Genomic DNA, 25,358 nt, shown 5'->3' on the forward strand with positions numbered 1-25,358 from the left:
TATTCATTCATAGTGCAGCGCTTCGGTCGGACTCAGGCGCGCGGCGCGCCAGCCGGGATACAGCGAACAAAGCAAGGATAGCAGATAGATCACGCTCGCCGATAGCGCCAGCGCGCCGAAGAACACCGGCCAGTTCAGGCTGTCGCCAAACACCCCGGTCAGCGGCAGCTGCACCAGCAGCACCAGCGCGATCACGATGGCGGTGCTGCTGAGCAGCAGCTGCTCGGAGACGATCTGCCGGTAGATGGCGCCGGCGTCGGCGCCCAGCGCGCGGCGCAGGCCGATTTCCGGGACGCGTTGCGTGGTGTTCTGCCACAGCACGCCGAACAGGCCGAAGGCCACCATCACCAGCAGGAAGGCCGCGATCACGGCCATGATCACCAGCGGGATCATTTGCGTCTTCAGCATCGAGCTACGGGCGTCCGCCTGCGGCGTGATGACGTAGTTCCAGTCGCTGCGAATCTGCTTGAGCTTGGCGTTGAGCCTGGCCTCGAAGATGCGCGGCGTGCCGGGCCGGAGCTTCAGCACGATGGTGTTGGCCGCCTCCTTGCCGTTGCCCGGAATCCAGCGCGGCAGCATGAAGTACACCGGGTCCATGAATTCGCCGTGCGACCGGTATTGGTCGACCACACCGACCACACGGTAGCGCTGGCCGTCGCCCTTCCTGCCATCGCGCCTGACCACGAACAACTGGCCGACCGGCTCCTTGCCGGGGAACCATTTTTCTGCCAGCTTGCGGTTGATGACGGTGGGCGCGGCGTCGGCGCCATCGTCCATTTTGGAAAAGAAGCGGCCGGCGACCGGTGTCATGTCCATGGTGGCGAAGTAATCGTCGCTCACGCCCATGCCGTCCACGGTCAGCTCGCCGCTGCCGTCGGGCAGCGTGTATTCCTCGGTCCAGCGCGACATTTCGTAGGTGGAGAAGGAGCTGAAGCCCACCGATTCCACCTCCGGCATGGTCAGCAGGCTGCGCTTGAAGTTGTCGAACACGGCGGAATCGTTGGGCAGTTCCTGCGCGGCGCGGATGCTGACCGACCACTGGTTGCGCCAGCCGTGCCCGACCGGCAGCTGATACAGCTGCCAGTAGCGCAGGCCGAACGCGGCAATGGCGAACACCACCAGGAAGGCCAGCATGATTTCCAGACTCAGCATCATGTTGCGGGACTTGCGTTTCCAGATCAATTTGAGCATGTGGCGCAACATTATGCGTTTCCTTTCAGGGCGTGGACGGGCGCCAGCCGGGACATTTTCCAGGCCGGGATCACCCCCGACAACACGCCGAACACCAGCGTGATCAACAGGCCGTAGCCGAACACGGCCAGGTTGAGGTGGACCTTGAGATAGGGGATCAGGCCGGAGCCTTCCAGCCACCACAGCACGCCGGCGGCCAGCAGCAGGCCGATGGCGCCGCCGATCAGGCACAGCAGCACGTTTTCCAGCACCAGTTGCGCCACCAATTGGCGGCCGGTGGCGCCAAAGGCCTTGCGCACGCCGATCTCGCTGCTACGCTCCATGATGCGGCCCACGTTCAGATTGATCAGGTTGAGCGCCGGCAGCGCCATGAACAACAGCATGACCGCCACCACGCCGCTCAGCAGCTTGGCGGCGCCGCCGTCCTCGGTCTGGTCGCTCAGCAGCGTGCGCGCGAACAGTTGCAGCTTGGAGTCGCCCCAGAACTTGGCAGTGTCGAAGATGGTGGGATCGTCGTACTGCACGGTGGCGGCGGCCTTCAGGATTTCCTGCTTGAGCGCCGGCACTTCCTCCACCGAGTGCGCCATCATCATCGCCATGTAGGGACCGAACAGGTTGTTCTTGTAATCGCTGGACGGCTGCGAGGTGATGGGCACCCAGATGTCGGAGAAAGCGTTGACGTGCATTTCGTCCGCCACCACCCCGACCACGGTGAACACCTGGCCGCCGGCGCTGAACTTCTGGCCCAGGTACTGCTGGCCCGGAAACAGCTTGCGCGCGGTCGATTGGTTGAGCACGGCCACCATGCGGCCCTGTTGCAGGTCGTCGGCGTTGAGCACGCGCCCGGACAGCACGTTGAAGTCGAGGATTTTCCAGTATTCGGCATCGACCTGGCGCATCATCACTTCGCTGACCTGGCCTTCCTGGTACACCGACACCGTCTGCGGGAAACTGGCGGCCGACACCAGCTCGGCGTGCTTGAGCGGCTTCAGATACCGGTCGACCAGCTTGTAGCCGAGCGTGCCGGTGCGGCGCGAACTCTTGCCGGTGTGGGTCGACTGCAGCATGACCATCTGCACAAAGCGGTCGCTCTTGCCTTCCACGCCGGTCGGGTAGAAGGTGTTTTGCAGCAGGGCCGTGACCACCAGCAGCACGACCAGGGTCAGTACGATGCACAACAGGTTGATCGCGGTGAACAGCTTGCGGCGCATGAAGACCTTCCACGCGGTCAGCAGATAATTTCGTAACATGCGGACTCCTTATGCGACCAGCTGGCCGTCGAACACGCGCACGATGCGGCCGGCGCGCCGGGCTTCATGCTCGTCGTGGGTGACCATCACCACGGTCGTGCCTTCGCTGTTGAGCTTGAGCAGCAGGTCCATCACTTCCTGGCCCATTTTGCTGTCGAGATTGCCGGTCGGTTCGTCGGCCAGCAGCACCTGCGGCTGGCCGACGATGGCGCGGGCGATCGCCACGCGCTGCTGCTGGCCGCCCGACAGCTGGTTCGGATAGTGGTCCATGCGGGCGCCGAGGCCGACTTTTTCCAGCGCCTCGCGCGCCAGTCGCTGGCGCTTCTTGGCCGACATGTCGCGGTACAGCAGCGGCAGCTCGACGTTGTCGATCACGCGCAGGTCGTTGATCAGGTGGAAGCTCTGGAAGATGAAGCCGAAGGTGCTGTTGCGCAGCTTGGCCACGTGCTTGTCCTTGTACGAGGCGACCGGTGCGCCGCCGACATGGATGGCGCCGCTGCCGGGACGGTCCAGCAGGCCGATCAGGTTCAGCAAGGTGCTCTTGCCGCAGCCGCTGGGGCCCATGATGCAGACGAATTCGGATTTTTCGACGTGCAGGTCGATGTCCTTCAGGGCCAGGGTCTGGACCTTGTCGGTCTGGTAGGTCTTGCTGATGTTTTGCAGGCGTATCATATGCTCTCTCCTTATTGGGCCACGCGGATGCTGTCGCGATCCTTGTAGCGGCTGGTGTCTGAAATGATGAGGCGGTCGCCGGCGCGCGCGCCGGACAGGATTTCCACGGACTTGCCATCGCTGGCGCCGATGTTCAGTGTGGTCTTGCGCGCGATGCCGTCGCGCACCACGAAGATGTCTTGCGGGCCGCGGCCGTTGAAGGCGGGGCCGTTGTCGGCCAGCAGGGCGTTGCTCTTTTGTTCGGTGACGATATTGACCTCGACCCGCAGCTTGTTGCGCAGCATAGGGTGGCTGGGTTGCGCCAGCGTGACCAGCAGCTTGACGGTGCCGTTCTGGATTTCCGGCAGGATGGTCTGCACCGTGCCGTCCAGCCGCACGTTGCCTTGCTCGATGCGCACCGGCTGGCCGGCGCTGAGCGCGCGGGCGTGGAAGTCGGACAGCGAGGCTTCGACCTTGTAGTTGCTCAGCTCGGACACCTTGGCCACCAGCTGGCCGGTGGCCAGGCTGGCGCCTTCGTCGGCCAGCAGCCAGGTCAGCATGCCGGCGAACGGCGCGCGCACCTGGGTTTGCGCCAGCAGCTGTTCCTGTTGCTGCAGCTGCTTTTGCAGGATGTTCTTTTGCAGCCGCGCGCCCTCGATGCTGGAGGAGGTGACGCGCTTGCTGTCCTCGATCTGCTCGTGCTGCTGGCGCAGCTGGATCTCGTTGCGCTTGACGTTCAGTTCGGCCGTCAGCAGGTCCTCGGCCGATACGCCGCCAGCCTTGCGCAGGGTTTGATAGCGGCCCAGCTTGACGCGGGTCGCCTGCAGGTCCAGCTCCAGCAGTTCGATGGCGCTGACGATCTGCTTGCGTTTCTGTTCCATTTCCAAGGTCAGCGCGAGGATGCGGTTTTCCTGCTGCGCCAGCTGCTCCTTGATGCCGTCGATGGCGAGGATGATGGTGCGGTTGTCCAGCTCCAGCAGCAGTTCGCCTTGCTTGACCTGTTGGCCCAGCTTGGCGTAGACCCTGGACACGCGGGTCTGGATCGGGCTGGAGACGAGTTCCTCGTGGACCGGGATCACCAGGCCGGAAGCGTTGATGGTGTTGGCGATATTGCCGACGCGGACTTCCGCCAGCAGCACGCTGGCCGCGTCGACGCTGGGGCTGACGACGCGGTTAAGGCCCCAGGCCGCCGCGCACAGCGTGGCGAGCGCGGCGGCGATGACGATGGCCGTCCTGCGGTTGCGGCGGGAGATGATTGTCGGGCTGAGCGCCTGGTCCATGGGGATGCGATGAGTGAGTTTGCGTTGCTCCCTCTATTGCAAACCCCGTGCCACGCGGTTGATATAAAGACAAAACCATATAAATCAAAGGCCTAGCATGAGTGAGCCGGGCGCCGCCGCATGCAGCGCATGCCCGTCTCCGCCCAACACCGTCCGTATCCGGACACCCTTGAAAGGATAGGCCATGGATCTTCTTCAGTTTCTGGCTTGGGCCGTTGTGCACATCGGCGTGCCCATATTTGCGCCCATCGCATTGCTGCCATTGCTGGGAGGACGCGCACATTTCGGCAGTCGGCGCGTGGCGTCGTCTACAACGCAGTCAAGAATGGTCAGCTGTTGTGGATTGTTACCGCGATGAGCTCCGAGGGCTGCTACGAGTTGGCCGGGTATTTGGAGAGTGCCGCTTCCAACTGGCGCGAACTTGCTTGGACCGGGTTGGGATTCCACGTCTTTTTGATAGTTATGTCAGCTGTCCTCGTGATGCTTGGCGCAATCGATGGACTAAATGAAAGCGCGGATATGAAGGACGAGGCTGTCGAGGATAATGCTACTATCAATTTTGGTAGCCATGGTTTCTGCATTTATCTTCGCCGAAGCCCATTATCTCATCGGTAGATCATGAGGGAGTTCATCATGAAAAATCCACTTGAATCGTTTTTTGAATACGTCGCGGTTCGCGAGCAGCGTGAGCGCCTGATGACGTGGCTGACCGCGATTGCGGTTGTCCTTGGTGTAGGCTATACAATCGCAGTAATCATCTATTTGGCCACGCATTAGCCAAATACTTACTCATGCTGGTGTAGGCGAAATCCTGGCCGTCGATGTTGAACATGGCGGCGATTTCGCCGGTCTTGTGGAAGCCGTTGCGTTCGTAGAGCTTGATGGCGGGCGCGTTCACGGACAGCACCTGCAAATCTATCCATTCCAATCCTGCCGATTCCTGTGCCCACTGCGCCGCGTGCGCAATCAAGCGGTTGCCCAATCCCTGTTTGCGATGCTCCCGGTCCACGCCCATGCCAAGCAGGCAGCGATGACCGGTGTAGCGTTCCGCATGGGCGCGCAGGTCGATGTGGCCGGCGATGCGGCCTTCGCCGTCGCGTGCCACCCATACTCGCCGCCAACCCGTCATCCCGACTTCGGTCGCCATGCCGGTCTTGAACGCCTCGGCCTTGTCGGCAGGGAAGCGCGAGTCGTCGCGCGACAGCGGCTGGAAATAGGCGGTACCGTCCCGGCCGTTGTCGGACAGGTGGTCGTTGAGGTAAAGAAGGAAAGCGGCGAAGCCGGCCGGTTCCAAGGCTTCGATGTGCAGTGGATTCATGCCGCGATTGTAGCGTGGCCGGCGCCGTCAGCGGCTGAGAGATATTAGTTGTGTTTATTGAAATCGTTTTCATCTACACTATGCACTCCTATTCACTGCCAAGGTTGATGGAACATAATGACTACAAACACCTCCCGCCTGGATGTCATCGACGCTTTGCGCGGCTTTGCCATTGCTTCGATATTGCTTCTGCATAACATCGAGCACTTCGACTTCTATTTTCTCCCGACCGGTTTGCCCGCCTGGCTGCAGGCGGTGGACAAAGCAATCTGGGATAGCCTGTTCTTCCTCTTCGGCGGCAAATCCTATGCGATCTTTGCGCTGCTGTTCGGCATGACGTTCTACATCCAGAATCGCAACCGGGAACTGCGCGGCGAAGACTTCCGCCCCCGCTTTGCCTGGCGACTGGTGTTGCTGCTGGGGTTCGGCCTATTCAATTCAATGTTTTACCACGGCGATATCCTGAGTATTTATGCCGTATTGGGATTGGCGCTGATACCGGTGGCGCGGCTGCGCAGCGGCGTGGTATTGGCGATTGCGGTATTTCTGCTGCTGCAACCTTATGCGTGGATTGAATTCTTCCAGGCATTGCCTGCGCCAAATGAAAAACTCGCGGCCCCGGCATCCTGGGCTTATTTCGGCCGCGCTGAGAAATATATGGCGCACGGATCGGCATTCCAGGTGTGGTGGGGTAATTTAACCAACGGGAAGATCGGTGTTATCCGCTGGAGCTGGGAAAATGGTCGTATATTCCAGATTCCCGCTTTATTCATGCTGGGCATGCTGGCTGGGCGAAAAGAGCTGTTTATTCCATCCGACGCGAATAAGTTGTTTTGGCGGAAAATACTGCTGACTGCGGCGCTGACATTTATCCCGCTGTACCTGCTGAAATCCAATCCGGACACCTGGCATATAGGCGAAGCCATCCGTCGGCCGCTGTTGGTGATTATTACCTCCTGGTCGAACGTCGCGTTTATGGTGGTGCTGGTATCCGGATTTACGCTGCTGTCTTATTCCGGAAATTGGCTGGGAATATTCTCGCCGCTAGGCCGCATGAGTCTGACCTGTTATGTGACGCAATCCGTTGTCGGTACCTTGATTTATTATGGATTCGGTCTGGGCATGTATCAATATACCGGCGCCAGCTTTGCCTTGACGATAGGCGTGGTACTGGCCTTGTTACAGCGGCAGTTCAGCGTGTGGTGGCTGCGCAGCCACAAGCAGGGGCCGCTTGAAACGCTGTGGCACAAAGCGACCTGGGCCGGCGCTGGCAGTGAAACCATGCCAAATATTGGCGTGAATATACCAAAAAATGGCTAGGGAAGGGCGAGCGGCGGATGTGGCCGGTCGCCGCCTTTATTCGTCGTCGGGAGTGATCCATTGAATGCGGCCGTGACCGGCCTCATTCAATCGGTGGACCAGCTGTGCCGCCGCGCTATCGGGCAGGCTGAATTCGAATTGAACATGATCTGAATGGGCGACATTATCGAGATGGGCGCCGGCAGATTCTATTTCCCGGCGCACCATGCCCTCCATCGCATAAGGCGCAGTGCAGGTCAGGTAATGCAGCTTGATAATGGCGACTTTATCGGCTTTTAATAATGCCTGGGCCACGCTGTCGGTATAGGCGCGCACCAAGCCGCCGGCGCCGAGCTTTACCCCGCCGAAATAACGGACCACGGTCGCCAATACACCTTCCAGATCCTGATGGCGTAATACATCGAGCATCGGCCGGCCGGCGGTTCCACTAGGCTCGCCATCATCGACAGCGGCTGATTGACCGCCCGCTAATAATGCCCAGCAAACGTGGGCGGCACCTGGATGTTGCTCCCATAATTCAGCCACCACTTTTTGTGCTGCAGCCCGGTCGGCCATAGGCTGGACGCAGGCGATAAAGCGGCTTTTTTTAATCAGCAATTCGCTGTGGACGGGTGTGGCGATAGAGAAGGGCATGGCGGGGATTTCTGGCACGACGGCGGTGTAAACCGGGCCATGGTGCCAGAAATCGGAGAGAAAGACAAAACGTCTTAGCGGTTGGTAATGCGCAGGCCGTCGCTGTCGGTGAAGTTGCCAATGACGATGATAATGAAGTCGATCAGCGCCCAGATGCCGAAACCGCCAAAGGTGAGCAGCATCAAAATGCCGGTGCCGATTTTACCGGCATAGAAGCGGTGCACACCCAGGAAACCAAGGAAAAAGCACAGCAATACGGTGACGACGAAGTCCTTGTCGGATTTGGGGGCGCCGGATGCGGTGACGTGTTGCGGCGCGCCGCAATGTGGGCAAGAAGGAGCCGTTTCGTGAATTTCTTTACCGCAGCCGCGGCAGAATACCATGCCCATTTTTTCCTTTTGTAGGTTTAGTTGATGAAATGATGGACGGGGCTGGCAGCCCCGGCGGAGCATTATAGGTGGCCTATAGACAATGCTTTCTCTCCAACTGTAACGATCTGCTAAAATCCAGGGCCATCACCCCGAGTATTGAGATATGAGCAATTCCTCCCCCGCGACCCACTTGCCCGCCACGGACAGCGACCAGGGGGAAGACGACGACCTGATGCGCCGGCTCGGACTGGCCGCCAAGGGCATCGTGCTGGCACGCCAGGAGGGCCGGGTGTTCCTGCGGCTCAGCGGCGTTATCGAATATGGCGGCCTGAAGGTGCCGTACGACTTGGTGCCGGCGCAGGGCGTGCTGGCTAAACCGTCCAAATGGCGCAAGATGGATGCGGACGCCCGTTCGTCGCTGCTGCGCGAGCGCGCCAGCGACGAGGTAATCGCCGAGCTGCACGGCTTCGTCAGCGCTTTCGTGACGGAAATGTCCGACGCCTGCGACGACTGCGGGCTCGACGCGCAACCCTTCCTGGGCGCGCTGGCCGACATGCAGATCTCCGAGCCGGCCGGCACCGTGTTCGACCGCATCCGCCAGCGCCTCGAGCATGCCGTCGAGCGCGAGATGGAGGAGCAGCACGCTGAGCGCACGCGGCAAAGCATCAACCTGGCCGAATATCCCGCCTCGTTCGACGTGGCGCGGCGCATGAAGCGCAAGTTCATCGCGCTGCTGGGGCCCACCAATTCCGGCAAGACCCATCAGGCGATCGAAGCGCTGGCCAAGGCGCCCAGCGGCGTATATCTGGCGCCGTTGCGGCTGCTGGCGCTGGAAAACTATGAACGCCTGCAGGGCATGGAGCAGCACGGCAAGCCGCTGAAGGTCAGCCTGGTGACCGGCGAGGAGCGTCGGCTGGTGGCGGGCGCGACCCATGTCGCCAGCACGGTCGAGATGCTCGACACGCGCACGCCGGTGGATGTGGCCGTGGTCGATGAAATCCAGATGCTGTCCGACCGCGACCGCGGCGCCGCCTGGACCGCCGCCGTGTGCGGCGCGCCGGCGCATGTGGTGTACCTGGTCGGCGCGCCGGAAGCGCGGCGGGCGATCGAGGTGCTGGCTGCGCGGCTGGAGTGCGAGCTGGAAGTACACGTGCTCAAGCGCAAGGGGCCGCTGTCGATGGAAGCGTCGGCCGTGCGCAAGATGAGCAACCTGCGCCGCGGCGACGCCGTGATCTGCTTCTCGCGCCGCGAGGTGCTGATGTGGCGCGACATGGTGACCGAGCTGGGCCTGTCGGTCGCCACGGTGTACGGCAATCTGTCGCCGGAAGTGCGGCGCGCGCAGGCACAGCGCTTCCGCGACGGCGCCGCCGATGTGGTGGTCGGCACCGATGCGATCGCGATGGGCTTGAACATGCCGATCGCGCGCATCATCATGACCACCACCGTCAAGTACAACGGCTACGAAGAGGAAGAGATTCCGGCCGCGCTGGCGCGCCAGATCGCCGGCCGGGCGGGGCGCTTCGGCGTGCATGAGGAAGGGCTGGTGGCCGGCTACGACAACGAGACGCACAAGGTGATGCGCTCGCTGCTGCAGGAAAAACCGGTGCCTTTGAAGACCACCGGCTTTGCCGTCGCGCCCACGCTGGAGCATCTGCACCGGATTTCGTCGGTGACCAACGAGCACGGCCTGGCCAAGCTGCTCAAGCGCTTCGTGCACAACATCGACGTGCCGGACGGCTTCTTTTATCCGCGCATCACCGAGGACCAGTTCGAGCGGGCCGCGTGGCTCGACACGCTGGAGCTGACGGTGGCGGAAAAGTTCGCGTTGTCGCTGGTGCCGATCTCGTCCAAGGTGCCGTCGCTGCAACGCGCGTGGGAGCATTGGGCGACCGCGCTGGCGGCCAAGAAGATTACGCCCATCAAGCCGGAGCAGAACCCGCTGCACTTCATGAACCTGCAGGAGGTGGAGGATGCGTGCCGGCTGTATTCGGCCTATGCGTGGCTGGCGTATCGCCAGCCCGAATATTTCCCCGACACGGAAGCGGCGCAGCAGCTGTCGCGCCAGGCTTCGGAGCGGGTCGACTCGATCCTGCAGGATCAGAACTCGGCTGCACGCAAGCGGCAGCCGAAGAAGTTCCGCCGCTAGCGGGAGGGCGTGGAACGCGGCGCAACGCGCCGCGTTCCACGCTGCGATATTACTGCGTTACCGTGTAGGTAATATCCACGCTGCCCGTGTTGTGCATGGTCGCGGTGTTGCCATGAAGCTGTTCGACCTTGGTGCTGTTGACGGGGATCTGGATATTCGCGCTGATATCACCGCTCAAATTGATTGCACCGACTTTGGTGGTCGAACTGTTGGTCAAGGAAAGCGACTGGCCTTGAATCTCGATCTCGGCGCCTGAGGCGATAACTGGCATGGTTATATCTCCTTATTATTGTTGCGAAGTGATCGACCAGGTGCCGTCTCTGTTGTAGCTGACCTGGAAGGTGGTCGAGCCGTCGGTCGCGTCGCAGACCACGGACACGTTCGAGGCGCTGGTGAAGTTGACCACGGTGCCAGGGGTGTAGGAGCCGGTGGCGACGTAGAATTTCATGATCGGCTGGCAGTCGACGTACTGGTTCGGCTGGGCGACGATGAAGCTCGACATGATCGCCGGCGCGCCGGGAATCTTCGGCAGGCTGGCCAGGCCGACGTTGTAGTTGCCTTGCACGCCAGGTACAAAGACCGGCGCGACGATGCGGAACGCGCCTTTCTGCACGGTGTCCAGCGAGGTGGCGGCAGGCAGCGCGATCGGATCGATGCTGAAGTTCACGGCGTTGTTGGTGATCGTGCCGGTGGCCGGCGTGATGTTGACCGGCTGGCAGGTGGTGGTGCCGCCCGAGACCGCGCCGATGGCTGGCGTCATGAACTGCTCCTGCGCGCCGGCGTAGAACTGCTGCGTCATCTCAAACGTCATGACGCCGCCGCCGCCGCTCGCCGGCGCCACCTGTTCCTGGTACAGCGCGTTGGTGTACGGGGTGGCGCCGCCGCTGTATTGGGCTGGTTCCTGGAAGATGAAGAAGTCCTGGTTGCTGCCGGAATTGTTCGTGACGTTGATGGTGTAAGTCGTGCTCATGATGTCATCCTTAGAATTGAATAATTAAAAAAAAAGGCGGTTTTTATTTTCAGAAGGCCCGCGTTGCAAAAGCCTTCCTCCCCATAACAGCAATTGGCGTGCCATGCGGTTTGAGCCTGGTTTATGCCGGTTTTGCGGCAAAAACGGCAAATAAACGGCGCTTGTTTATATGTTTATCCGCGCTATTTACATGTCATCCGCTTCGCTTACACCTATAATCGGGCTATCGCCATACTCCTCGAAATCGCCCATGAACGATGCGGATTACACGCTCAGCAGCCCCTTGGCACATTCGTCGGAAAGTTCATGCAAACTGCTGGGGCTGACAATACTGTGGCATCCGGATCAGGCCCGCGTCGGCCAGCAGTTCCTGGGGCCGGACGGGGCCGGGGAGATGGAGGTGAGCAGGTTCTTCCCGCTGTTCTGCCAACCGGGAAAGGAAGGCGCGCCGCTTGAACATCGCTGCATCGCGCGCGCGCCGATCGGCATATCGCGCGACGCTGCGGATGGGATACGCATCAAGCCGCCCGAAAGCCGCATGACGCTGGTTGTCGACGGTTTCACCGTCGGCGAGGAATTGCGCGGCGATTTGTATTTTGCGGACCACGACATCGCACGCGGCATCGTCATCGAGCTGGGCGCGACGGTGCTGGTATGCATGCATTGGATACGCCGCCTGCCCAAGGCCAACGATTTTCCGGGCCTGCTCGGCGTCAGCAGCGCGGTGGTGACCTTGCGCGACCAGATACGCCTGGTGGCCCGCACCGGCATGCACGTGCTGCTGCTCGGCGAAACGGGAACCGGCAAGGACGTGGCGGCGCGGTCTATCCATGGCGCCAGTGCGCGCGCGCGCGCGCCGCTGGTGGCGGTCAACATGGCCACGCTGAACGAGTCGCTGGCCGCTGCCGATTTGTTCGGCTCCGTTAAAGGCGCTTATACCGGCGCGCAGACGGACCGCCAGGGATTGTTCGCCGACGCTGGCGACGGCACGCTGTTCCTGGACGAGATAGGCGATACGCCGGCGGCCGTGCAGCCGATGCTGTTGCGGGTGCTCGACAGCGCCGAATACCGTCCCGTGGGCGCGCGCGCCGACGTGCGCACCCATGCGCGCCTGATCTGTGCGACCGACCAGGACCTGGCGGCGCGCGGCTTCAACCAGGCTTTGCGCAGGCGCATGGAAGCCTTCGTCATCCGCGTGCCGCCGCTGCGGGAGCGGCTGGAAGACATCGGCATCCTGGTGCGCTATTTCCTGCAGATGTGGATGGAGGATCACGGCGAGCGCATCGATCTGCCTTTCGCGTTTGTCCGCGAGTTGTGTGGCGACAGCTGGCCGGGCAATATCCGTCAGCTTGCGCATGTGGTGCGGCGCGCGGCATTGGCGGTCCAGGCCGGAGAAGTGCCGCTGCTGGCCAACTTTACGCAGCCGTCGCAAACCAGCGTCGAGCGCCAGGTTGAACAAGCCGGCGCCGATGCGTCGCCGGTACGGCGGGCGCGCCTGACGGACGTGGACCAGGAAGCCGTGTTGCAGGCCATGCACAACAATGGTTGGCGCGTCAGCGGCGCGGCGCAGGAGCTGGGCGTATCCCGTCCGTCGATGTACAAGCTGATCGAGATGCATCCCGCTATCCGGCGTGTTGAAGCCATCGACATGGAAGAGCTCCGGCAGGCGCTGGAACGCCATGCGCCGGATATCGACCGCTGTGCGGCGGCGCTGCGCACGCCTTTCGAGCCGCTGCGCAGGCATCTGCGTGCCAACAGTTTAATCAGATGACGTGGTTTTCGTCATGGTTGCCGCCCGCACCGACCTGGCCTTCGGGATCGAACGAGAACACGCGCAACAGCGGCGGCGCGCCAGCCTGGCGCGTGATGGCGATGGTCATGACGATGGACATGTTCCAGCGACCGTAGGTCTCGCCGACGTCGAGTTCATGCTGCCAGTTCTGGGTGATCAGGACCGTCTTGTCATCCTGCGCCGCCGGCGGGGCGGAAGAGAAGTCCAGCGGCAGCTTGCTACAGGCGGTGTCGCATTTCACGAACGGTGACGGCAGGGCATAGCGCGTGCCGCGCGCACCGGCTTCGATAATCAGCGGCGTGGTGATCAGCGTGCAGTCGACGATCTTGAAATCGTGGAGGCGGCCGGGCTTGCCGCTGCCGACCACTTGCAGGCGCAGCACGGAATTTTTATCGAAGTGAATTTCGCCGCCGAACAGGCCGGTTGGATGCGTCGGCGGCGGGCCGTCTGTGCTCAGAAACTGGTAGGCGAGTTGATCGCTGATCTGGTCGGCGTCGAAGCCGACAACCAACAACATGCCGGGGCGTATAGTCATTTTTTTCTTTCCATTTCAAGGGCAAGATAATCAGGCTCACGCCTGAGGTCCATGAGATCGGGTTCGGTCTCAATCAGGTTCTGCGGATAACCCAAGGCCCTGGACCTGACCAGGCTGGCCAGCGCTGCCGGCCGGTTTCCGCTGATTTCGTAGGCGATCGCCGCGCGAAAATGCACGTCCGCGCTGTCCGCCGCCGCCATCAGCGCCTGCGCGGTGTAGCTTGCTGCGGTTTCGCGTTCGCCGAGTTTGGCGCGGTAGAGTCCCATGCGGGACAGATAGGTCACATCGCCCGCGGCATGCGTCAGCAGCGGCGCCAGCAAATCCGCGGCATGGCGGTAGGCCTGGCGTGAGGCGTCGCGTTTGCCCGGAAGCCAGCGCAGCGTATCGGCCAGGTTGGCCCAGTTCAGGTATTCGTTGGGGTTGCCCTTGCTGGACGACACCGCGTTCTGGAAAGCCTGGGCCGCCGCCTCGTAATCGCCGCGTGTAAACAAAGCGGTGCCGAGATGGCCATACAGCCGGCTGCTCGGACGTATGGCCAGCCCCTGCTGCAATACCTGCAGCGCTTCGTCGCCGCGATTCTGATGCAACAGGGCCGCGTTCAGGTTGCCGTAGGCGTAGACGGCGTCCGGTTCGAGTGCGATGCTGCGCCGGAACGCCGTTTCCGCCGCCGTGTAGTTCGCTTGCGAATACCATAGTTTGCCGAGCAGGTCGTAGAAGATGCGCTCCTTCGGATAGAGCAGCTGCGCCTGCTCGATGACCTGCCGGGCTTCGGCGTAGCGGCGCATGCGGATGAGCAGGTCGGCTTCGCCGCGCAAGGCGAAGAGGTTGCGCGGGTCCAGCCGCAGCGCGCTGCGGCTGTGTTCCAGCGAGGATTCCATCTGGCCTTGATAATCCCGGACCCAGGCCAGCGCCGCATGGGCCAGCGACAGTTGATCGTCGTCGCGCAGCGCCTGCAGTGCGCCGGCATCGGCGAGCCTGAGCCAGCTTTCGTCGTTGCGGTCGCTGTAGTAGCGCAGGCTGTAGGCCAGCGACAAGCCGGCCGCCGCTGCCGCATGCCTGGGGCGGTGTTCCAGAATCGCGGTGAAGTGTCCGATGGCGAGGTCGACGTTGCCGTCCCGGTCGGAAAACCGCAACGCTTCCATGCCGGCGTTGAAGCGGTCCGCCACCGAAAAAGGATGGAGAACCTGATGCGCCGGCGTCAGCTGGATCGCCAGCACCACGCCCAAGGCCAGCAAGCCCGCCAGGCCGGCATACAGGATGCGGCGCCAGTTGAGGCGGAGCGGGTGCCGGGACGTGGCCGTGATCGGAAGGGAAACGCGTTGAAGCACATCGATGCTGTCGACCACCGCCCGCATGGATGCGAGGCGCGCGGACGGCTCTTTACTGGTCATGGCCAGCACCAGCCGGACGATCGCCGGATCGGCGTCCGCGCCGAACGGCCACGCGGCCGACGAGGACTGGATATGCGCGGCGGCCAGGCCTAGCCCGCGCAACTGCGCATACGGCCGCGCTCCGGTGATCAGTTCGTACAGCACCGCGCCCAGCGCGTACACGTCGCTGCGCTCGCTCGGGCCCTTGCCCAACAGGCGCTCGGGCGCCATGTAGGCGATCGTGCCTTGCTGGTCGTCGGCCATGGTGCTCTGGGTGGCGAGGGGGTCGATGTAGCTGGCCAGGCCGAAATCGAGGATGCGGACCTTGCCCGATCCGTCCAGCATCAGGTTGGACGGTTTGATGTCGCCATGAATCATATGGAGACGATGGGCTTCGCACATCGCTTCGGCGATCTGCCGCGCCACATCGAGCGCCGCACCGGCCGGCATCGGCTGCGCCGCGACCGCCTGCGTCAGCGTGACTCCATCGATCAGTTCCATGACGATGGAAGGCGACAGCGGGTCGCCCTGGACAGAGAAAATCTTGACGAAGGCCGCGTGCCGCAACGACGCCGCGCGACGCGCTTCGTCCAGCAACCGCTGCGACAGCGCGGCCGTGGCGCCTTTCAACTGCTTCAAGGCGACGTGGCGGCACAGCGTGCTGTCCCAGGCCTCATACACCCGACCGTAACCGCCTTCGCCCAGGCTGCGCCGGATCTGATACTGAGCGGACGGTGGTATGAGCTCCGTCCTGTCCAGGACTGCTGCGGCAGATGAATTCATGAGCTTGCCTTCGACTGACAGGGCCGTTCTGGAAGCGGCCCGACCGCGCCACCCGGATGTTTGTCTAATATAATAGCATCTAATGCAACATTCTCAATAATAATAAACATTTTTTTATTGCAACTTGCATGATGATCTCCAGCAAGCTAGCGCCACTTACCGGCCATCCTCGACTATCATGACGCCCTTCGGCAAAATCGCTGCAATTTGCTTTATTTTTGGCAATGTTGTTGGGGTGCTATGGCAAGGACAGGAATGACTATAATCACAGGGAGAATTCCCCAAACGGACAAGGCGGTACAGGCCCAATTTGGTTTGATTAACCTGCTGAAGGCAGGCGCGGCGCAGCTAATCGTCTTACATCACCTGGCGTTTTACGGCCCCATGTCCGACCATGTGCGGCCGATATTGCCTGCGCTGATCGACTGGCTGGGCGACAACGCGCGCATCGCCGTGCAGGTGTTCCTCGTTATCAGCGGATTTCTGGTTGCCAAGTCGCTATCGCCGGCTGGCTATCCCGGCCTGTCCGAACCGGTCGCCGCGATCTGGCGGCGCTATGCCAAGCTGGCCCCGCCGTTTGTGGTGGCCACGCTGCTGGCCGTGCTGGTTTCCGGCGTGGCGCGCACATGGATGACGCACGATTCGATTTCGGCCCCGGCGACACTGAGCCAGTTGGCCGCGCATGTACTGTTGCTGCACGGCGTGCTGGGCTATGACTCTCTGTCAGCCGGCGCGTGGTACGTCGCCATCGATTTTCAGTTGTATGCGCTGATGGCGCTGACGTTATGGCTGACCGGCCTGGTCGCCGGCAAGCGCACGCAGCGCTGGCTGATGCCGCTGGTGATTGTGGTGGGTATCACGTTCTCCCTGCTGTACTTCAATCTGGATGCGGAATGGGATAACTGGGCGCCGTACTTCTTTGGCAGCTATGGCCTGGGCATGATGGCGTGGTGGGCGAGCGACTCGTGCCGCAAGCCCGGCGCCGTGATGCTGATGGCCGTGATGACGCTGGTGCCTGCCTTCGCGGCGCTGATGCTGAACTTCCGCAGCCGCATCGCACTGGCTCTCATCGTTGCCTGCGTGCTGTTCTTGTGCGGCCGCGTCAAGACGGCCTCCGACGGCAAGGCATGGTCGGTCGTCAACGGTTTGGGGCGGATCTCCTATTCGGTATTCCTGATTCACTTCCCCGTCTGCCTGCTGGTGAACGCGGTGTTCACCCGCTTTGTGCCTGCCGAGCCGGTATCGCAGGCGATGGGCATGCTCATCGCCTGGGCCGCCAGCCTGACTGCAGGGGCAGTATTTTTCCGATGGGTAGAGGTTCCGCTTGGCCGGGTATTCCAGTTCGATGCGGAACGTGTTGCCGTGCGGCCGTTGCCGGCGTAGGCCTTTGCGGGCCGTGCCGGTTGGACATACAATGACGGCCGACCGGGATTTTTAGCCCGGACTCGACAACAAGGAAAATAATGACTTTGCCTCAATACATTACGATCAATGGTACGTCTTACGCATCCCAGAATTTGAACGATGCCGCGAAAATGCAGGCTGCCAATATTCAAGTGGTGGACGCCGAACTGGCCCGCCTCCAGCAGCAGGTAGCGATTGCCCAGACGGCGCGCAACACTTACGTTGCCGCGCTGATCGAATCGGTGAAAGGCAAGGGCGAAGCCGTCGCCGCCGAAAAGCCAAAAAAACCGCGCGCACCGCGCAAGGCCAAGGCCACGGCGGAAGCTTGATAAGATCGGCTGCAGGGAACGTAAAAAGCCCACGAATCGAAATTCGTGGGCTTTTTTATCTTCAGTGCATCATGACGTTCCTTCTGCCGCGTTAGCACGGCGTGTCGTTCGGTATTTCGAATGGAGAGGGCATGATTCAGCCCGGCTTGTTTTCCTTGCTGATGATATCGACAATACTCGGCACCATCGACATCAGGCCTGCGCGTACGGCGGGAACCACCTTGTCGATGTCCTTCGCCAATTGCGTGTAGGTCGTGTATTCGTTCTGCCAGGCGTTGGGATTGAACTGGAAGCTCTGGCGGCCCAGGAATTCCTTGGTCCTGCCGTTGTAGAGGGCCACGCCTACGGTTGCGCGCACCCGGTAGTTGTTGAGTGGGCCGGGGGCCATGTAGATCGCGACAGGGCTAAATTGCACCAGCAAGTCGGCGTCGACGGTCGGCAGGGCGCCGGTAGCGACTGGCAGCAACTTCCCTTCTGGATCGAAATCGCCAACTGGCCAACGCAGGCGCGATGGCGCATTGCTGCTGTCTTTAATCAGCATGGTCTGGATGCCTTTGGCTTTCAATGCATGCTGCATCGCGCTGGAGAATTCGGAGCGTAAGTCGAGGTTCGGCATCTGCTTCACCACATCCTCATGGAAGGCCTCGGCCTTGCGCTGGGTATCTGCTGCGCTGGCATCGATCAGCGCGCCAACCAGAAAAGCAGTGCCAACCTGGGCACCGGTATTTCCGTTTTTGAACGGGGCAGTCTTCATCATGGCCAATGTGGACACGACAGTGGCGGCTTCTATCCCGCCAAGGGGCGTTGGAAATGGCTCGCCCGCTGGGTTTTTACTCGGATCGATCAGGAAGAAGTAATCGGATGCCGACGAGAAGTGGAAGTTGGACTGATACCCGACTACGCCTATCAACGCAGCATTGCGCAAGGCCGGGCCTTCGACGATGGCGACGGTTTGCGGGCGTTTGAATTTTTCGCTTTGGATGGTTGGGGCGCTGACGCAGGCAGCCAGCAGAACTGGCAGGATGGCGATAAATAGGTGGCGCATGAAAGCCTTTTATTTTGAAAGCTTTCATTATAGGCAGCTATTCCATCCGCAAAACTCTCACAATATTGCATCGATTGGCGCAACCGCGTTTATGAAACAAAAAAGCCCACAAACCGAAATTCGTGGGCTTCCTTGATAATTCTTGGTAGGCCGTGCGGGATTCGAACCTGCGACCAACGGATTAAAAGTCCGCTGCTCTACCAGCTGAGCTAACGACCCAAGGGTGCTTCGGTGGTAGGCCGTGCGGGATTCGAACCTGCGACCAACGGATTAAAAGTCCGCTGCTCTACCAGCTGAGCTAACGACCCCCGAAGAAGCGAGATTATAGGGGGTAACCACGCTAACTGTCAAATACCCCCAAGTAATTATTTGCCGCTCAGGCGCTCTTTGGCCGCCGCTGCCGCCGTCGAGTCCGGATAGGTCTTGATCAAGTCCTGCAGCGTTTTCTTGGCGGCCTTATCCTTCAACTCGGTCTGGCAGCTGGCGATGTTCAGCATCGCGTCCGGCGCCTTCGGACTGTCCGGATAGTTTTTCAGCACCAGCAACTGGGCCGTGATGGCGCTCTTGCAGTCGCGCTGGGCGTAGTAGGCGTTGCCCAGCCAGTACTGCGCGTTGGACGCGTAGCTCGAGCCCGGATAGCGCTGGACGAACTCCTGCAGCGCCGCGCCGGCCGCCTTGTAGTCGCCGGCCTTGAAGGTCTGCATCGCCGCTTCATAGGTGCGCTGTTCGTTCGGGTCGACCTGGGCGGTCTTGCCGTCGATCGTCACTTCGCGCGGTTCCAGCTTGCGCAGGCGGGTGTCGAGGTCGACGTAGAAGTCTTTCTGGCGCTTTTGCGCGTTGGCGATGTCGTTGGCCAGCACTTCGATCTGTCCGCGCAGCTTGGCCACTTCCTGCAGCGTCACCTCGTTTTGCGAGACCAGGTCCAGCGTGCTGGATTTGTCGGATTTGGTGTCCAGGCGGGCGTTCAGCTCGATGCGCATGGCTTCGACCTTGGCGCGCAGGTCGAGCAGGGCCTTGCGGGCCTCGTCGTCGTCGAACAGACCGGCGTGGGCTTGCAGCGGCAGCCAGGTCAGCGCGGCCAGCAGGGCGGCGCTCAGGCCGGATTTGGAGAGTTTCATCATGTCGGGCGCTTTCACACAAATCTAAATGGAAACGGGGCAGGACGCGGTGTTATCCGCATGCCGCCCCGTATTATGCCTGTGACCCGGCAAAAGGGTAGTGCTTTCGATTACTTGTAGACGATGTCAGCACGACGGTTTTGCGCCCATGCTTCTTCGTTCGAACCGGTGGCTTTTGGTTTTTCCTTGCCCAGCGATACGGCTTCGATCTGCGATTCCGGCACGCCCAGGGTGCTCATGGCTTTACGTACGGCTTCCGCGCGCTTCTGGCCCAGGGCCAGGTTGTATTCGGCGCCGCCGCGTTCGTCGGTGTTGCCTTGGATCAGGATCGAACGGTTTTTGTTCTTGGCCAGGTAAGCGGAGTGGTTTTCCACCACTGGCTTGCCGTCGGCGCGCACGACGTAGCTGTCGAAGTCGAAGTAGACGCTGCGGTTGGCCAGCACGCCTTTTGGATCGTCCAGCGGATCCAGCGATTTGGTCTCGACCGGGGCGACGGTGCGGGTGTCGGCTTGTGGCGCAGGCGCTTTTTCAACTGGACGCTCAACCACTGGTGCAGGCTCGGCAACTTTGACCGGGGTCGAGCAGGCGGACAGGATGGCGGCGGTGGTGATGATGAAAGCTAAGCTGCTGAGTTTGCGCATTTGATTCTCCTAGTAGTGAAAGGTAAGGTTGCTGCTTGAACTTACTGCATGAACGGACCCCAGGTGGGCTCCTTGATGTTGCCCGCCTGAGTCGTCAGGCGTTGTTTTACACGTCCATCCACCGACACCACGGCCAGCGACTTGCGGCCGCCGGCTTGCGTGGCGTACATGATGTATTTGCCGTTCGGGGCAAAGCTTGGATTCAGGTCGTCGGTGCTGTCGGACAGGCGCTGCTCCTGGCCGCTGGCCAGGTCCATCGCGTACAGCTGGTAGTTGCCGTCGCGGCGGGAGATGTAGGCCAGCGTCTTGCCGTCGGCCGACACGTGCGGGCTGATGTTGTAGTTGCCGGTGAAGGTGATGCGCTTGGCGTCGCCGCCGTCGGCGTTCATGCGGTAGATTTGCGGGCCGCCGCTGCGGTCGCTCATGAAGTAGATGCTGCCGTCCGGCGCGAAGTGGGCTTCGGAATCGATGCCGGCGCTGTTGGAGACGCGCTTGAGGCTGCTGCCGTCGGCGTTGACGGTGTAGATCTGCGTGTGGCCGTCCTTGGACAGCGACACGGCCAGCTTGTTGCCGGCCGGCGACCAGGTCGGCGCCGAGTTGCTGCCTTTTTCGTTGGCGATCACGGTGCGGGCGCGGGTGATCAGGTTTTGCACGTAGACCACCGGCTTCTTCTGCTCAAACGACACGTAGGCGACCTTGGTGCCGTCCGGCGACCACGATGGCGAGATGATGGGCTCGTTCGAGCGCAGCGCCATCTGTTCGCCTTCGCCGTCGGCGTCGGCCACCATCAGCTGGAAGCTCTTCGGGCCGTCCTGGCGCACGTAGGCGATGCGGGTGGAGAAGGCGCCGCGGATGCCGGTCAGCTTCAGGTAGATGTCGTCGGCGATCTTGTGCGCGGTCAGGCGCACGAACTGCGGCGTTGGCGACAGGCCCAGCTGCGACAGCTCGCTCTGCTTGACGGTGTCGAGCAGCTTGTAGCGCACTTCATAGTTGCCGTCGGCCAGCTTGGCGACGGTGCCGACCGCCAGCGCGTCGGCGCCCTTGGCCTTCCAGCCGCTGTAGTCGATGTTGTTCATGCTGGTGATGACGCCGGCGTCGATGATCTTGAACGCGCCGCTGCGCTCCAGGTCGGCCTTGATGATGGCGGAGATTTCCTGCGGTGCGACGTTCTCGTCGGCAAAACCGGCCACGGCGATCGGGATCTGGTTGCTGCCGACGCCGGAAATCTCGATCCGCATCTGGGCGTAGGCGCTGCCGGTGGCGGCCAGCGCCAGGCCGGCGGTCAGGATCACTTGGTTCAGTTTTTTCATGGTGGTCATCAGTGCATATCCTTCATGTTGAAATCGGCGACGAATTCGCGCTCTACCGTACCATCTTTTTTCTTGGGTAGTGGTGACGATTTGGCGATGGCGTTTTCAATCGCGCTGTCATAGGCGGCCGAGCCGCTGCTCTTCATCTTGCGCACGCCGATGATCTCGCCGGTCGGCAGCTGCGTGATCTGGTAGGTCGCGCTCAGCGTGTCGTCGACCGTGCCGTAGACCAGGTTGCTCTTGATCTTGGCGCGGATCGCCGCCTGGTAGCCGCCATCGACGCGGCCGCCGGTCGACACGGCCGCCGTGCCTGCCGTGCCCTTGGCGGCGGCGCCCGTGATGCGGCTCATCTCGGCCGCGAAGGCCTTGTCCTTGGCGGCCTTGTCGGCTTTTTCCTTGGCCAGTTTCTCGGCGGCGGCTTTCTTCTTGTCCTTTTCAGCCTGCAGCTTTTCTTCCTTCAGCTTGTCCTCGGCGTCCTGCTTTTCCTGTTTCTCGGCCTTCTTCTTCGCTTCCAGCTTGGCCAGCTTCTCGTCGGCTTCCTTCTTCAGCTTGGCCTGCTTGGCTTCTTCCAGCTTTTTCTCTTCGTCGAGTTTTTTCTTCAGCTTCAGGCGCTCCAGCGCGATGTCCGGCTCCTTCGGCACGGGCGGCGCTTCCACCGGCGGCGGAGGCGGGGCCTTGACCACTGGCGCAGGCTCGGGTTCCGGCTCCGGTTCGGGCTGCGGCGGGGCCGGCGGCGCGGCTTCCTGCACCTTCATGTCCCAGATCTCGGCCTGCACTTCGGTCGGCTCGTTGTTTTGCCAGCTCACGCCCACCCACAGGAACAGCAGCAGCACGGCGTGCATCGCCGCGGCCAGCAGCACGGAGCGCCAGCCTTCATTTTGTCGCGGCACTCTGTAAGGGCCGCCTGCCGTTGCGGGTTTCATCGTTTGCACTATGGTTTACTTGGTGGCCAGGCCAACGCGGGTTATGCCCATCTTTTTCGCTTCCGAGATCAGCTGGATCACGTCGTCGTACTTGCTTTCCTTGTCGCCGGCGATCAGCACAGGGTAGTCGGGATGGTCGGTATGGATGGTGCGCAGCTTCTTGACCAGCGCGTCGCGGTTGGGCGCCGTCTCCGGCGCTTCCTCGCCCTTGCCCTTGACGCCGATCGACAGCGCGCCGTTCGGCTTGATGACGATCTGCACGAAGTCGCTAGGCGGCTTGGTGGATTTTTCCGCGTTGGGCAGGTTGACCACGCTCGGGTCGTTAGCCGACGGCATCACCATGAAAATAATCAGCAGCACCAGCATCACGTCGATGTAGGGCACGACGTTGATCTCGGACTTGAACTTGCGGCCGCGGCTGCCGCGCATGCTGCTGGAGAATGAGGAAGCCATGATCTGTCTGCCTTCTTAACGCGACTGGCGCTGCAGGATATTGGAGAACTCTTCGACGAAGCTTTCGAAGCGGATCGCCAGGCGGTCAATATCGTGCGAAAAACGGTTGTAGGCAACCACGGCCGGAATCGCCGCGAACAGGCCGATGGCGGTGGCGATCAGCGCTTCGGCAATGCCGGGGGCGACCGCCGCCAAGGTGGCCTGCTGCACGTTGGCCAGGCCGCGGAAGGCGTTCATGATGCCCCACACGGTGCCGAGCAGGCCGATGTACGGCGACACCGAACCGACCGACGCCAGGAAGGCCAGGTGCGATTCCAGCACGTCCATCTCGCGCTGGAAGGCAGCGCGCATGGCGCGGCGGGCGCCGTCGAGCACGGCGCCGAAGTCCATGGTTTCGCGGCTGGCGGTGTAGGCCGCCTTGCTCTTGATGTACTCGCCCATGCCGGCTTCGAAGATGCGCGCCAGCGGGCCGCTGTTGGCGCGGTCCTTGCCGGCGTTCTGGTGCAGCGCGTGCAGGTTGCCGCCGGCCCAGAAGGTCTTTTCAAATTCGATCGTCAGGCGGCGCGCCGAGCGCACGGCGAAGATCTTGCTGAAGATGTAGGTCCAGCTGGTCAGCGAGATGATGAACAGCAGCGCCATGATCAACTGCACAATCAGGTGCGCATTGGTGATGAGGGACAGGAAAGATAGGTCTTGGGTGACGTTCATGTAGTTTTCAGTCTGATCAGTCTGTTTTAGTGGTGACACTGTTGCGCATTTTTTCCACAACCGCCGGAGGTACGGCACGCGGATTCAGGTCCGAGCCGACACAGCCGACTTTAACCTTGGCCGTGTTCAGCAACTGTTCGCCGCACCACGCCTGTTGCACGAAAACAATCGAGGCGCGGCCTAGCTTTTCGATACCAAGTGTTAATTTTAGTTCATCGTCCAGCCTAGCAGGCGCATGATACTCCGCGCTGACGCTTTTGACGACGAACATGACGTCGTGTTCCCGCAGCAAGGCGTGCTGTTCGACATCGATCGCGCGCAGCCATTCAGTGCGGGCGCGCTCAAAGAATTTGAGGTAGTTCGCGTAATAGACGATACCGCCGGCGTCGGTGTCTTCGTAGTAGACCCGTACGTTCCAGATAAACTCTGCAGGCATGTTATTTTGACTACTAGTGAGATTGAGCAACATTCTACGCGATTTTGTTGTTTTCGTTGAAGCATGGACGGGTGAATTCACGTCAAATCCGATAATTAGCCGGATTTTTCAACTTGCGCGCAAAAAATTGCACTTGCGACAGTAAAGCGTTTTACTGGCAACTTGCCAAGGGTTGTAACAACCGCTTACGAATCAATTCATGAATGAATGGTCGGCTAAGCCCCTCTTAAGCAAGAGGGGCCGCAAATACGCTAGGGATTAAACGCTGCGCTTGATGTTGAGCGGGCCGTAGCCCTGGCAGGTCGGCATCATCTCGATGCGGTTGATGTTGATGTGCGGCGGCAGCGTGGCGATCCAGTACGCGGTGTTGGCGATGTCCTCGGCCGTCAGCGGCTCGGTGCCTTCGTAGACCTTGGCCGCCGCCGCGTCGTTGCCCTTCAGGCGCACGTTGGAGAACTCGGTGCCGCCGCACAGGCCCGGGGCCAGGTTGGTGGCGCGCACGCCGGTGCCGACCAGGTCGGCCCGCAGGTTGAGCGTGAACTGTTCGACAAACGCCTTGGTGGCACCGTAGACGTTGCCGCCCGGGTAGGGCGTGTCGCCGGCCACCGAGCCCAGGTTGATGACGGTGCCGCTGCCGCGCGCCACCATCGAAGGCAGGATCGCGCGCGTCATCGCCACCAGGCCGCTGCAGTTGGTGGCGATCATCGTGTCCCAGTCTTCCAGCGACGATTCGTGCGCCGGCGTGACGCCCAGCGCCAGGCCGGCATTGTTGATCAGCACGTCGATCTGCTGCCATTCGGCCGGCAGGCTGTCGAGCGCGGCCTTGATCGAGGCCTTGTCGGTCACGTCCAGCACGAGGGGGCGGGCGGCCGCGCCCAGTTCGGCCGACAGCGCCTGCAGGCGGTCTTCGCGGCGGCCGCTGATCAGCACTTTGTGGCCGTTCTGGACGAAGGTGCGTGCCATGGCGGCGCCGAAGCCGGCGGTGGCGCCCGTGATGAAGACGATCATGATCTATCCTTGGTGGTCAATGTTGGGGAAAATTGTAGCCGAAATGACTGCTTTGCTTATGGCGGCCATGAAAAAGGCTTTAAAGTTATTTTTAATGCAATCATTTCCTTGCTCAATTCTGGCGCATAAATTACAATCGGGCTTCCATTACGTCTCACGTAACTGGCGAAAAGCTGCAGGAATCGGCAAAACGTCCCTGATTTGGTGCGTTTTCCGACTGTCGGCGAAAGGTGGGCATCCACCGGGAAACGTGAGATTTCAATAGCCGTTCGCCTGGGCAGCCCACGATGGAAATGCACGAAGAGGCTGCCTGTCCGCTATCGGCTTCCCTCATTCGATCCAACTGCCAGTAACAAGCTACTCAATCGATTGG

At 61.4% G+C, this 25,358-nt stretch carries 27 protein-coding genes, 2 tRNA genes and 1 riboswitch; of the genes, 7 read left to right on the top strand and 22 right to left on the bottom strand.

What is annotated here, in order from left to right:
• Positions 1-3: 3 nt before the first annotated feature.
• From ACSQ3S_RS10440 to ACSQ3S_RS10455, 4 genes are read right to left on the bottom strand one after another with little or no spacing between them, the layout of a single operon-like run.
• Positions 4-1,203 (bottom strand): ABC transporter permease, encoded by a 1,200-nt coding sequence (locus ACSQ3S_RS10440; protein ID WP_413449410.1) that lies wholly within the window; start codon positions 1,201-1,203, stop codon positions 4-6.
• Positions 1,203-2,441 (bottom strand): ABC transporter permease, encoded by a 1,239-nt coding sequence (locus ACSQ3S_RS10445; protein ID WP_436142316.1) that lies wholly within the window; start codon positions 2,439-2,441, stop codon positions 1,203-1,205. The genes ACSQ3S_RS10440 and ACSQ3S_RS10445 overlap by 1 nt, the downstream gene beginning before the upstream one ends.
• A gap of 9 nt (positions 2,442-2,450) precedes the next feature.
• A complete protein-coding gene (locus ACSQ3S_RS10450) occupies positions 2,451-3,113 on the bottom strand; it encodes an ABC transporter ATP-binding protein (RefSeq protein ID WP_436142317.1) in 663 nt (220 codons plus the stop codon).
• 11 nt (positions 3,114-3,124) lie between these two features.
• Positions 3,125-4,372, bottom strand: coding sequence for an efflux RND transporter periplasmic adaptor subunit (locus ACSQ3S_RS10455; protein WP_436142318.1), 1,248 nt, complete (start codon positions 4,370-4,372; stop codon positions 3,125-3,127).
• A 120-nt stretch (positions 4,373-4,492) separates the two neighbouring features.
• Here ACSQ3S_RS10455 and ACSQ3S_RS10460 point away from each other — a divergent pair, with 120 nt between their 5' ends.
• Both ACSQ3S_RS10460 and ACSQ3S_RS10465 read left to right on the top strand, forming a co-directional pair.
• The gene (locus ACSQ3S_RS10460; RefSeq protein WP_436142319.1) at positions 4,493-4,987 is read left to right on the top strand and encodes a hypothetical protein; all 495 of its coding nucleotides are present in this window, start codon (positions 4,493-4,495) and stop codon (positions 4,985-4,987) included.
• An 18-nt stretch (positions 4,988-5,005) separates the two neighbouring features.
• Positions 5,006-5,149 carry a hypothetical protein gene (locus ACSQ3S_RS10465; protein WP_353405240.1) on the top strand — a complete coding sequence of 48 codons (144 nt, stop codon included), beginning with the start codon at positions 5,006-5,008 and terminating at the stop codon, positions 5,147-5,149.
• On the opposite strand, the gene ACSQ3S_RS10470 is transcribed toward ACSQ3S_RS10465, so the two are convergent.
• Complete coding sequence (locus ACSQ3S_RS10470; protein ID WP_436142320.1) at positions 5,127-5,690, bottom strand: GNAT family N-acetyltransferase; 564 nt, start codon at positions 5,688-5,690, stop codon at positions 5,127-5,129. The two genes, ACSQ3S_RS10465 and ACSQ3S_RS10470, sit on opposite strands and share 23 nt — an antisense overlap.
• A 117-nt stretch (positions 5,691-5,807) precedes the next feature.
• Between ACSQ3S_RS10470 and ACSQ3S_RS10475 the strand changes: the two genes are divergently transcribed.
• Positions 5,808-7,010 (top strand): DUF418 domain-containing protein, encoded by a 1,203-nt coding sequence (locus ACSQ3S_RS10475; RefSeq protein WP_436142321.1) that lies wholly within the window; start codon positions 5,808-5,810, stop codon positions 7,008-7,010.
• A 36-nt stretch (positions 7,011-7,046) separates the two neighbouring features.
• Here the strand turns inward: ACSQ3S_RS10475 and ACSQ3S_RS10480 are convergent, their stop codons facing one another.
• Positions 7,047-7,643, bottom strand: a complete 597-nt coding sequence (locus ACSQ3S_RS10480; protein WP_436142322.1) for an IMPACT family protein — start codon at positions 7,641-7,643, stop codon at positions 7,047-7,049.
• Between the two features lie 74 nt (positions 7,644-7,717).
• Positions 7,718-8,032, bottom strand: a complete 315-nt coding sequence (locus ACSQ3S_RS10485; protein WP_353405235.1) for an NINE protein — start codon at positions 8,030-8,032, stop codon at positions 7,718-7,720.
• A gap of 145 nt (positions 8,033-8,177) precedes the next feature.
• Here ACSQ3S_RS10485 and ACSQ3S_RS10490 point away from each other — a divergent pair, with 145 nt between their 5' ends.
• Positions 8,178-10,160 carry a helicase-related protein gene (locus ACSQ3S_RS10490; protein ID WP_436142323.1) on the top strand — a complete coding sequence of 661 codons (1,983 nt, stop codon included), beginning with the start codon at positions 8,178-8,180 and terminating at the stop codon, positions 10,158-10,160.
• A gap of 49 nt (positions 10,161-10,209) precedes the next feature.
• Here ACSQ3S_RS10490 and ACSQ3S_RS10495 read toward each other — a convergent pair whose 3' ends face one another.
• On the bottom strand, positions 10,210-10,431 hold the full coding sequence (locus ACSQ3S_RS10495) for a hypothetical protein (protein ID WP_436142324.1): 222 nt from the start codon (positions 10,429-10,431) through the stop codon (positions 10,210-10,212).
• Between the two features lie 15 nt (positions 10,432-10,446).
• On the bottom strand, positions 10,447-11,130 hold the full coding sequence (locus ACSQ3S_RS10500) for a hypothetical protein (RefSeq protein ID WP_436142325.1): 684 nt from the start codon (positions 11,128-11,130) through the stop codon (positions 10,447-10,449).
• 250 nt (positions 11,131-11,380) lie between these two features.
• Between ACSQ3S_RS10500 and ACSQ3S_RS10505 the strand changes: the two genes are divergently transcribed.
• A complete protein-coding gene (locus ACSQ3S_RS10505) occupies positions 11,381-12,901 on the top strand; it encodes a sigma-54-dependent transcriptional regulator (RefSeq protein ID WP_436142326.1) in 1,521 nt (506 codons plus the stop codon).
• On the opposite strand, the gene ACSQ3S_RS10510 is transcribed toward ACSQ3S_RS10505, so the two are convergent.
• Both ACSQ3S_RS10510 and ACSQ3S_RS10515 read right to left on the bottom strand, forming a co-directional pair.
• The gene (locus tag ACSQ3S_RS10510; protein WP_436142327.1) at positions 12,894-13,457 is read right to left on the bottom strand and encodes a hypothetical protein; all 564 of its coding nucleotides are present in this window, start codon (positions 13,455-13,457) and stop codon (positions 12,894-12,896) included. The two genes, ACSQ3S_RS10505 and ACSQ3S_RS10510, sit on opposite strands and share 8 nt — an antisense overlap.
• Complete coding sequence (locus ACSQ3S_RS10515) at positions 13,454-15,610, bottom strand: protein kinase domain-containing protein (RefSeq protein WP_436142328.1); 2,157 nt, start codon at positions 15,608-15,610, stop codon at positions 13,454-13,456. The genes ACSQ3S_RS10510 and ACSQ3S_RS10515 overlap by 4 nt, the downstream gene beginning before the upstream one ends.
• Before the next feature lie 255 nt (positions 15,611-15,865).
• On the opposite strand from ACSQ3S_RS10515, the gene ACSQ3S_RS10520 reads away from it, so the two are divergent.
• Both ACSQ3S_RS10520 and ACSQ3S_RS10525 read left to right on the top strand, forming a co-directional pair.
• Positions 15,866-16,993, top strand: a complete 1,128-nt coding sequence (locus ACSQ3S_RS10520) for an acyltransferase family protein (protein WP_436142329.1) — start codon at positions 15,866-15,868, stop codon at positions 16,991-16,993.
• Between the two features lie 80 nt (positions 16,994-17,073).
• Positions 17,074-17,343: a DUF6447 family protein gene (locus tag ACSQ3S_RS10525; RefSeq protein ID WP_436142330.1), complete on the top strand. Its 270-nt coding sequence runs from the start codon at positions 17,074-17,076 to the stop codon at positions 17,341-17,343.
• Positions 17,344-17,479: 136 nt separating this feature from the next.
• Here the strand turns inward: ACSQ3S_RS10525 and ACSQ3S_RS10530 are convergent, their stop codons facing one another.
• The 11 genes from ACSQ3S_RS10530 to ACSQ3S_RS10580 all read right to left on the bottom strand — a co-directional run bounded on the left by ACSQ3S_RS10530 (position 17,480) and on the right by ACSQ3S_RS10580 (position 24,985).
• The gene (locus ACSQ3S_RS10530; protein WP_436142331.1) at positions 17,480-18,388 is read right to left on the bottom strand and encodes a hypothetical protein; all 909 of its coding nucleotides are present in this window, start codon (positions 18,386-18,388) and stop codon (positions 17,480-17,482) included.
• A 143-nt stretch (positions 18,389-18,531) separates the two neighbouring features.
• Positions 18,532-18,607: transfer RNA gene (locus tag ACSQ3S_RS10535), tRNA-Lys, on the bottom strand.
• Positions 18,608-18,620: 13 nt separating this feature from the next.
• Positions 18,621-18,696, bottom strand: a tRNA-Lys gene (locus ACSQ3S_RS10540).
• Between the two features lie 57 nt (positions 18,697-18,753).
• The gene (gene ybgF, locus ACSQ3S_RS10545; protein WP_413448957.1) at positions 18,754-19,509 is read right to left on the bottom strand and encodes a tol-pal system protein YbgF; all 756 of its coding nucleotides are present in this window, start codon (positions 19,507-19,509) and stop codon (positions 18,754-18,756) included.
• A gap of 107 nt (positions 19,510-19,616) precedes the next feature.
• Positions 19,617-20,147 (bottom strand): peptidoglycan-associated lipoprotein Pal, encoded by a 531-nt coding sequence (pal, locus tag ACSQ3S_RS10550; protein ID WP_176653560.1) that lies wholly within the window; start codon positions 20,145-20,147, stop codon positions 19,617-19,619.
• Between the two features lie 41 nt (positions 20,148-20,188).
• Positions 20,189-21,466, bottom strand: coding sequence for a Tol-Pal system beta propeller repeat protein TolB (gene tolB, locus ACSQ3S_RS10555; protein WP_436142332.1), 1,278 nt, complete (start codon positions 21,464-21,466; stop codon positions 20,189-20,191).
• Positions 21,466-22,380, bottom strand: a complete 915-nt coding sequence (gene tolA, locus ACSQ3S_RS10560; RefSeq protein WP_436142333.1) for a cell envelope integrity protein TolA — start codon at positions 22,378-22,380, stop codon at positions 21,466-21,468. Before tolA ends, tolB begins: the two co-directional genes overlap by 1 nt.
• Before the next feature lie 15 nt (positions 22,381-22,395).
• The gene (locus ACSQ3S_RS10565) at positions 22,396-22,833 is read right to left on the bottom strand and encodes a biopolymer transporter ExbD (RefSeq protein ID WP_353405227.1); all 438 of its coding nucleotides are present in this window, start codon (positions 22,831-22,833) and stop codon (positions 22,396-22,398) included.
• Positions 22,834-22,848: 15 nt separating this feature from the next.
• Positions 22,849-23,541, bottom strand: coding sequence for a protein TolQ (gene tolQ / locus ACSQ3S_RS10570; RefSeq protein WP_436142334.1), 693 nt, complete (start codon positions 23,539-23,541; stop codon positions 22,849-22,851).
• A 16-nt stretch (positions 23,542-23,557) separates the two neighbouring features.
• Entirely contained in the window at positions 23,558-23,977 is a 420-nt protein-coding gene (ybgC, locus tag ACSQ3S_RS10575; protein WP_436145009.1) for a tol-pal system-associated acyl-CoA thioesterase, read from the bottom strand.
• Positions 23,978-24,235: 258 nt separating this feature from the next.
• Entirely contained in the window at positions 24,236-24,985 is a 750-nt protein-coding gene (locus tag ACSQ3S_RS10580) for an SDR family oxidoreductase (protein ID WP_436142335.1), read from the bottom strand.
• Between the two features lie 148 nt (positions 24,986-25,133).
• Positions 25,134-25,271, top strand: a riboswitch (ZMP/ZTP riboswitch).
• Positions 25,272-25,358: the final 87 nt, after the last annotated feature.

This window comes from Duganella sp. LjRoot269 (assembly GCF_964254095.1).
GTDB lineage: Bacteria > Pseudomonadota > Gammaproteobacteria > Burkholderiales > Burkholderiaceae_D > Rugamonas > Rugamonas hordei.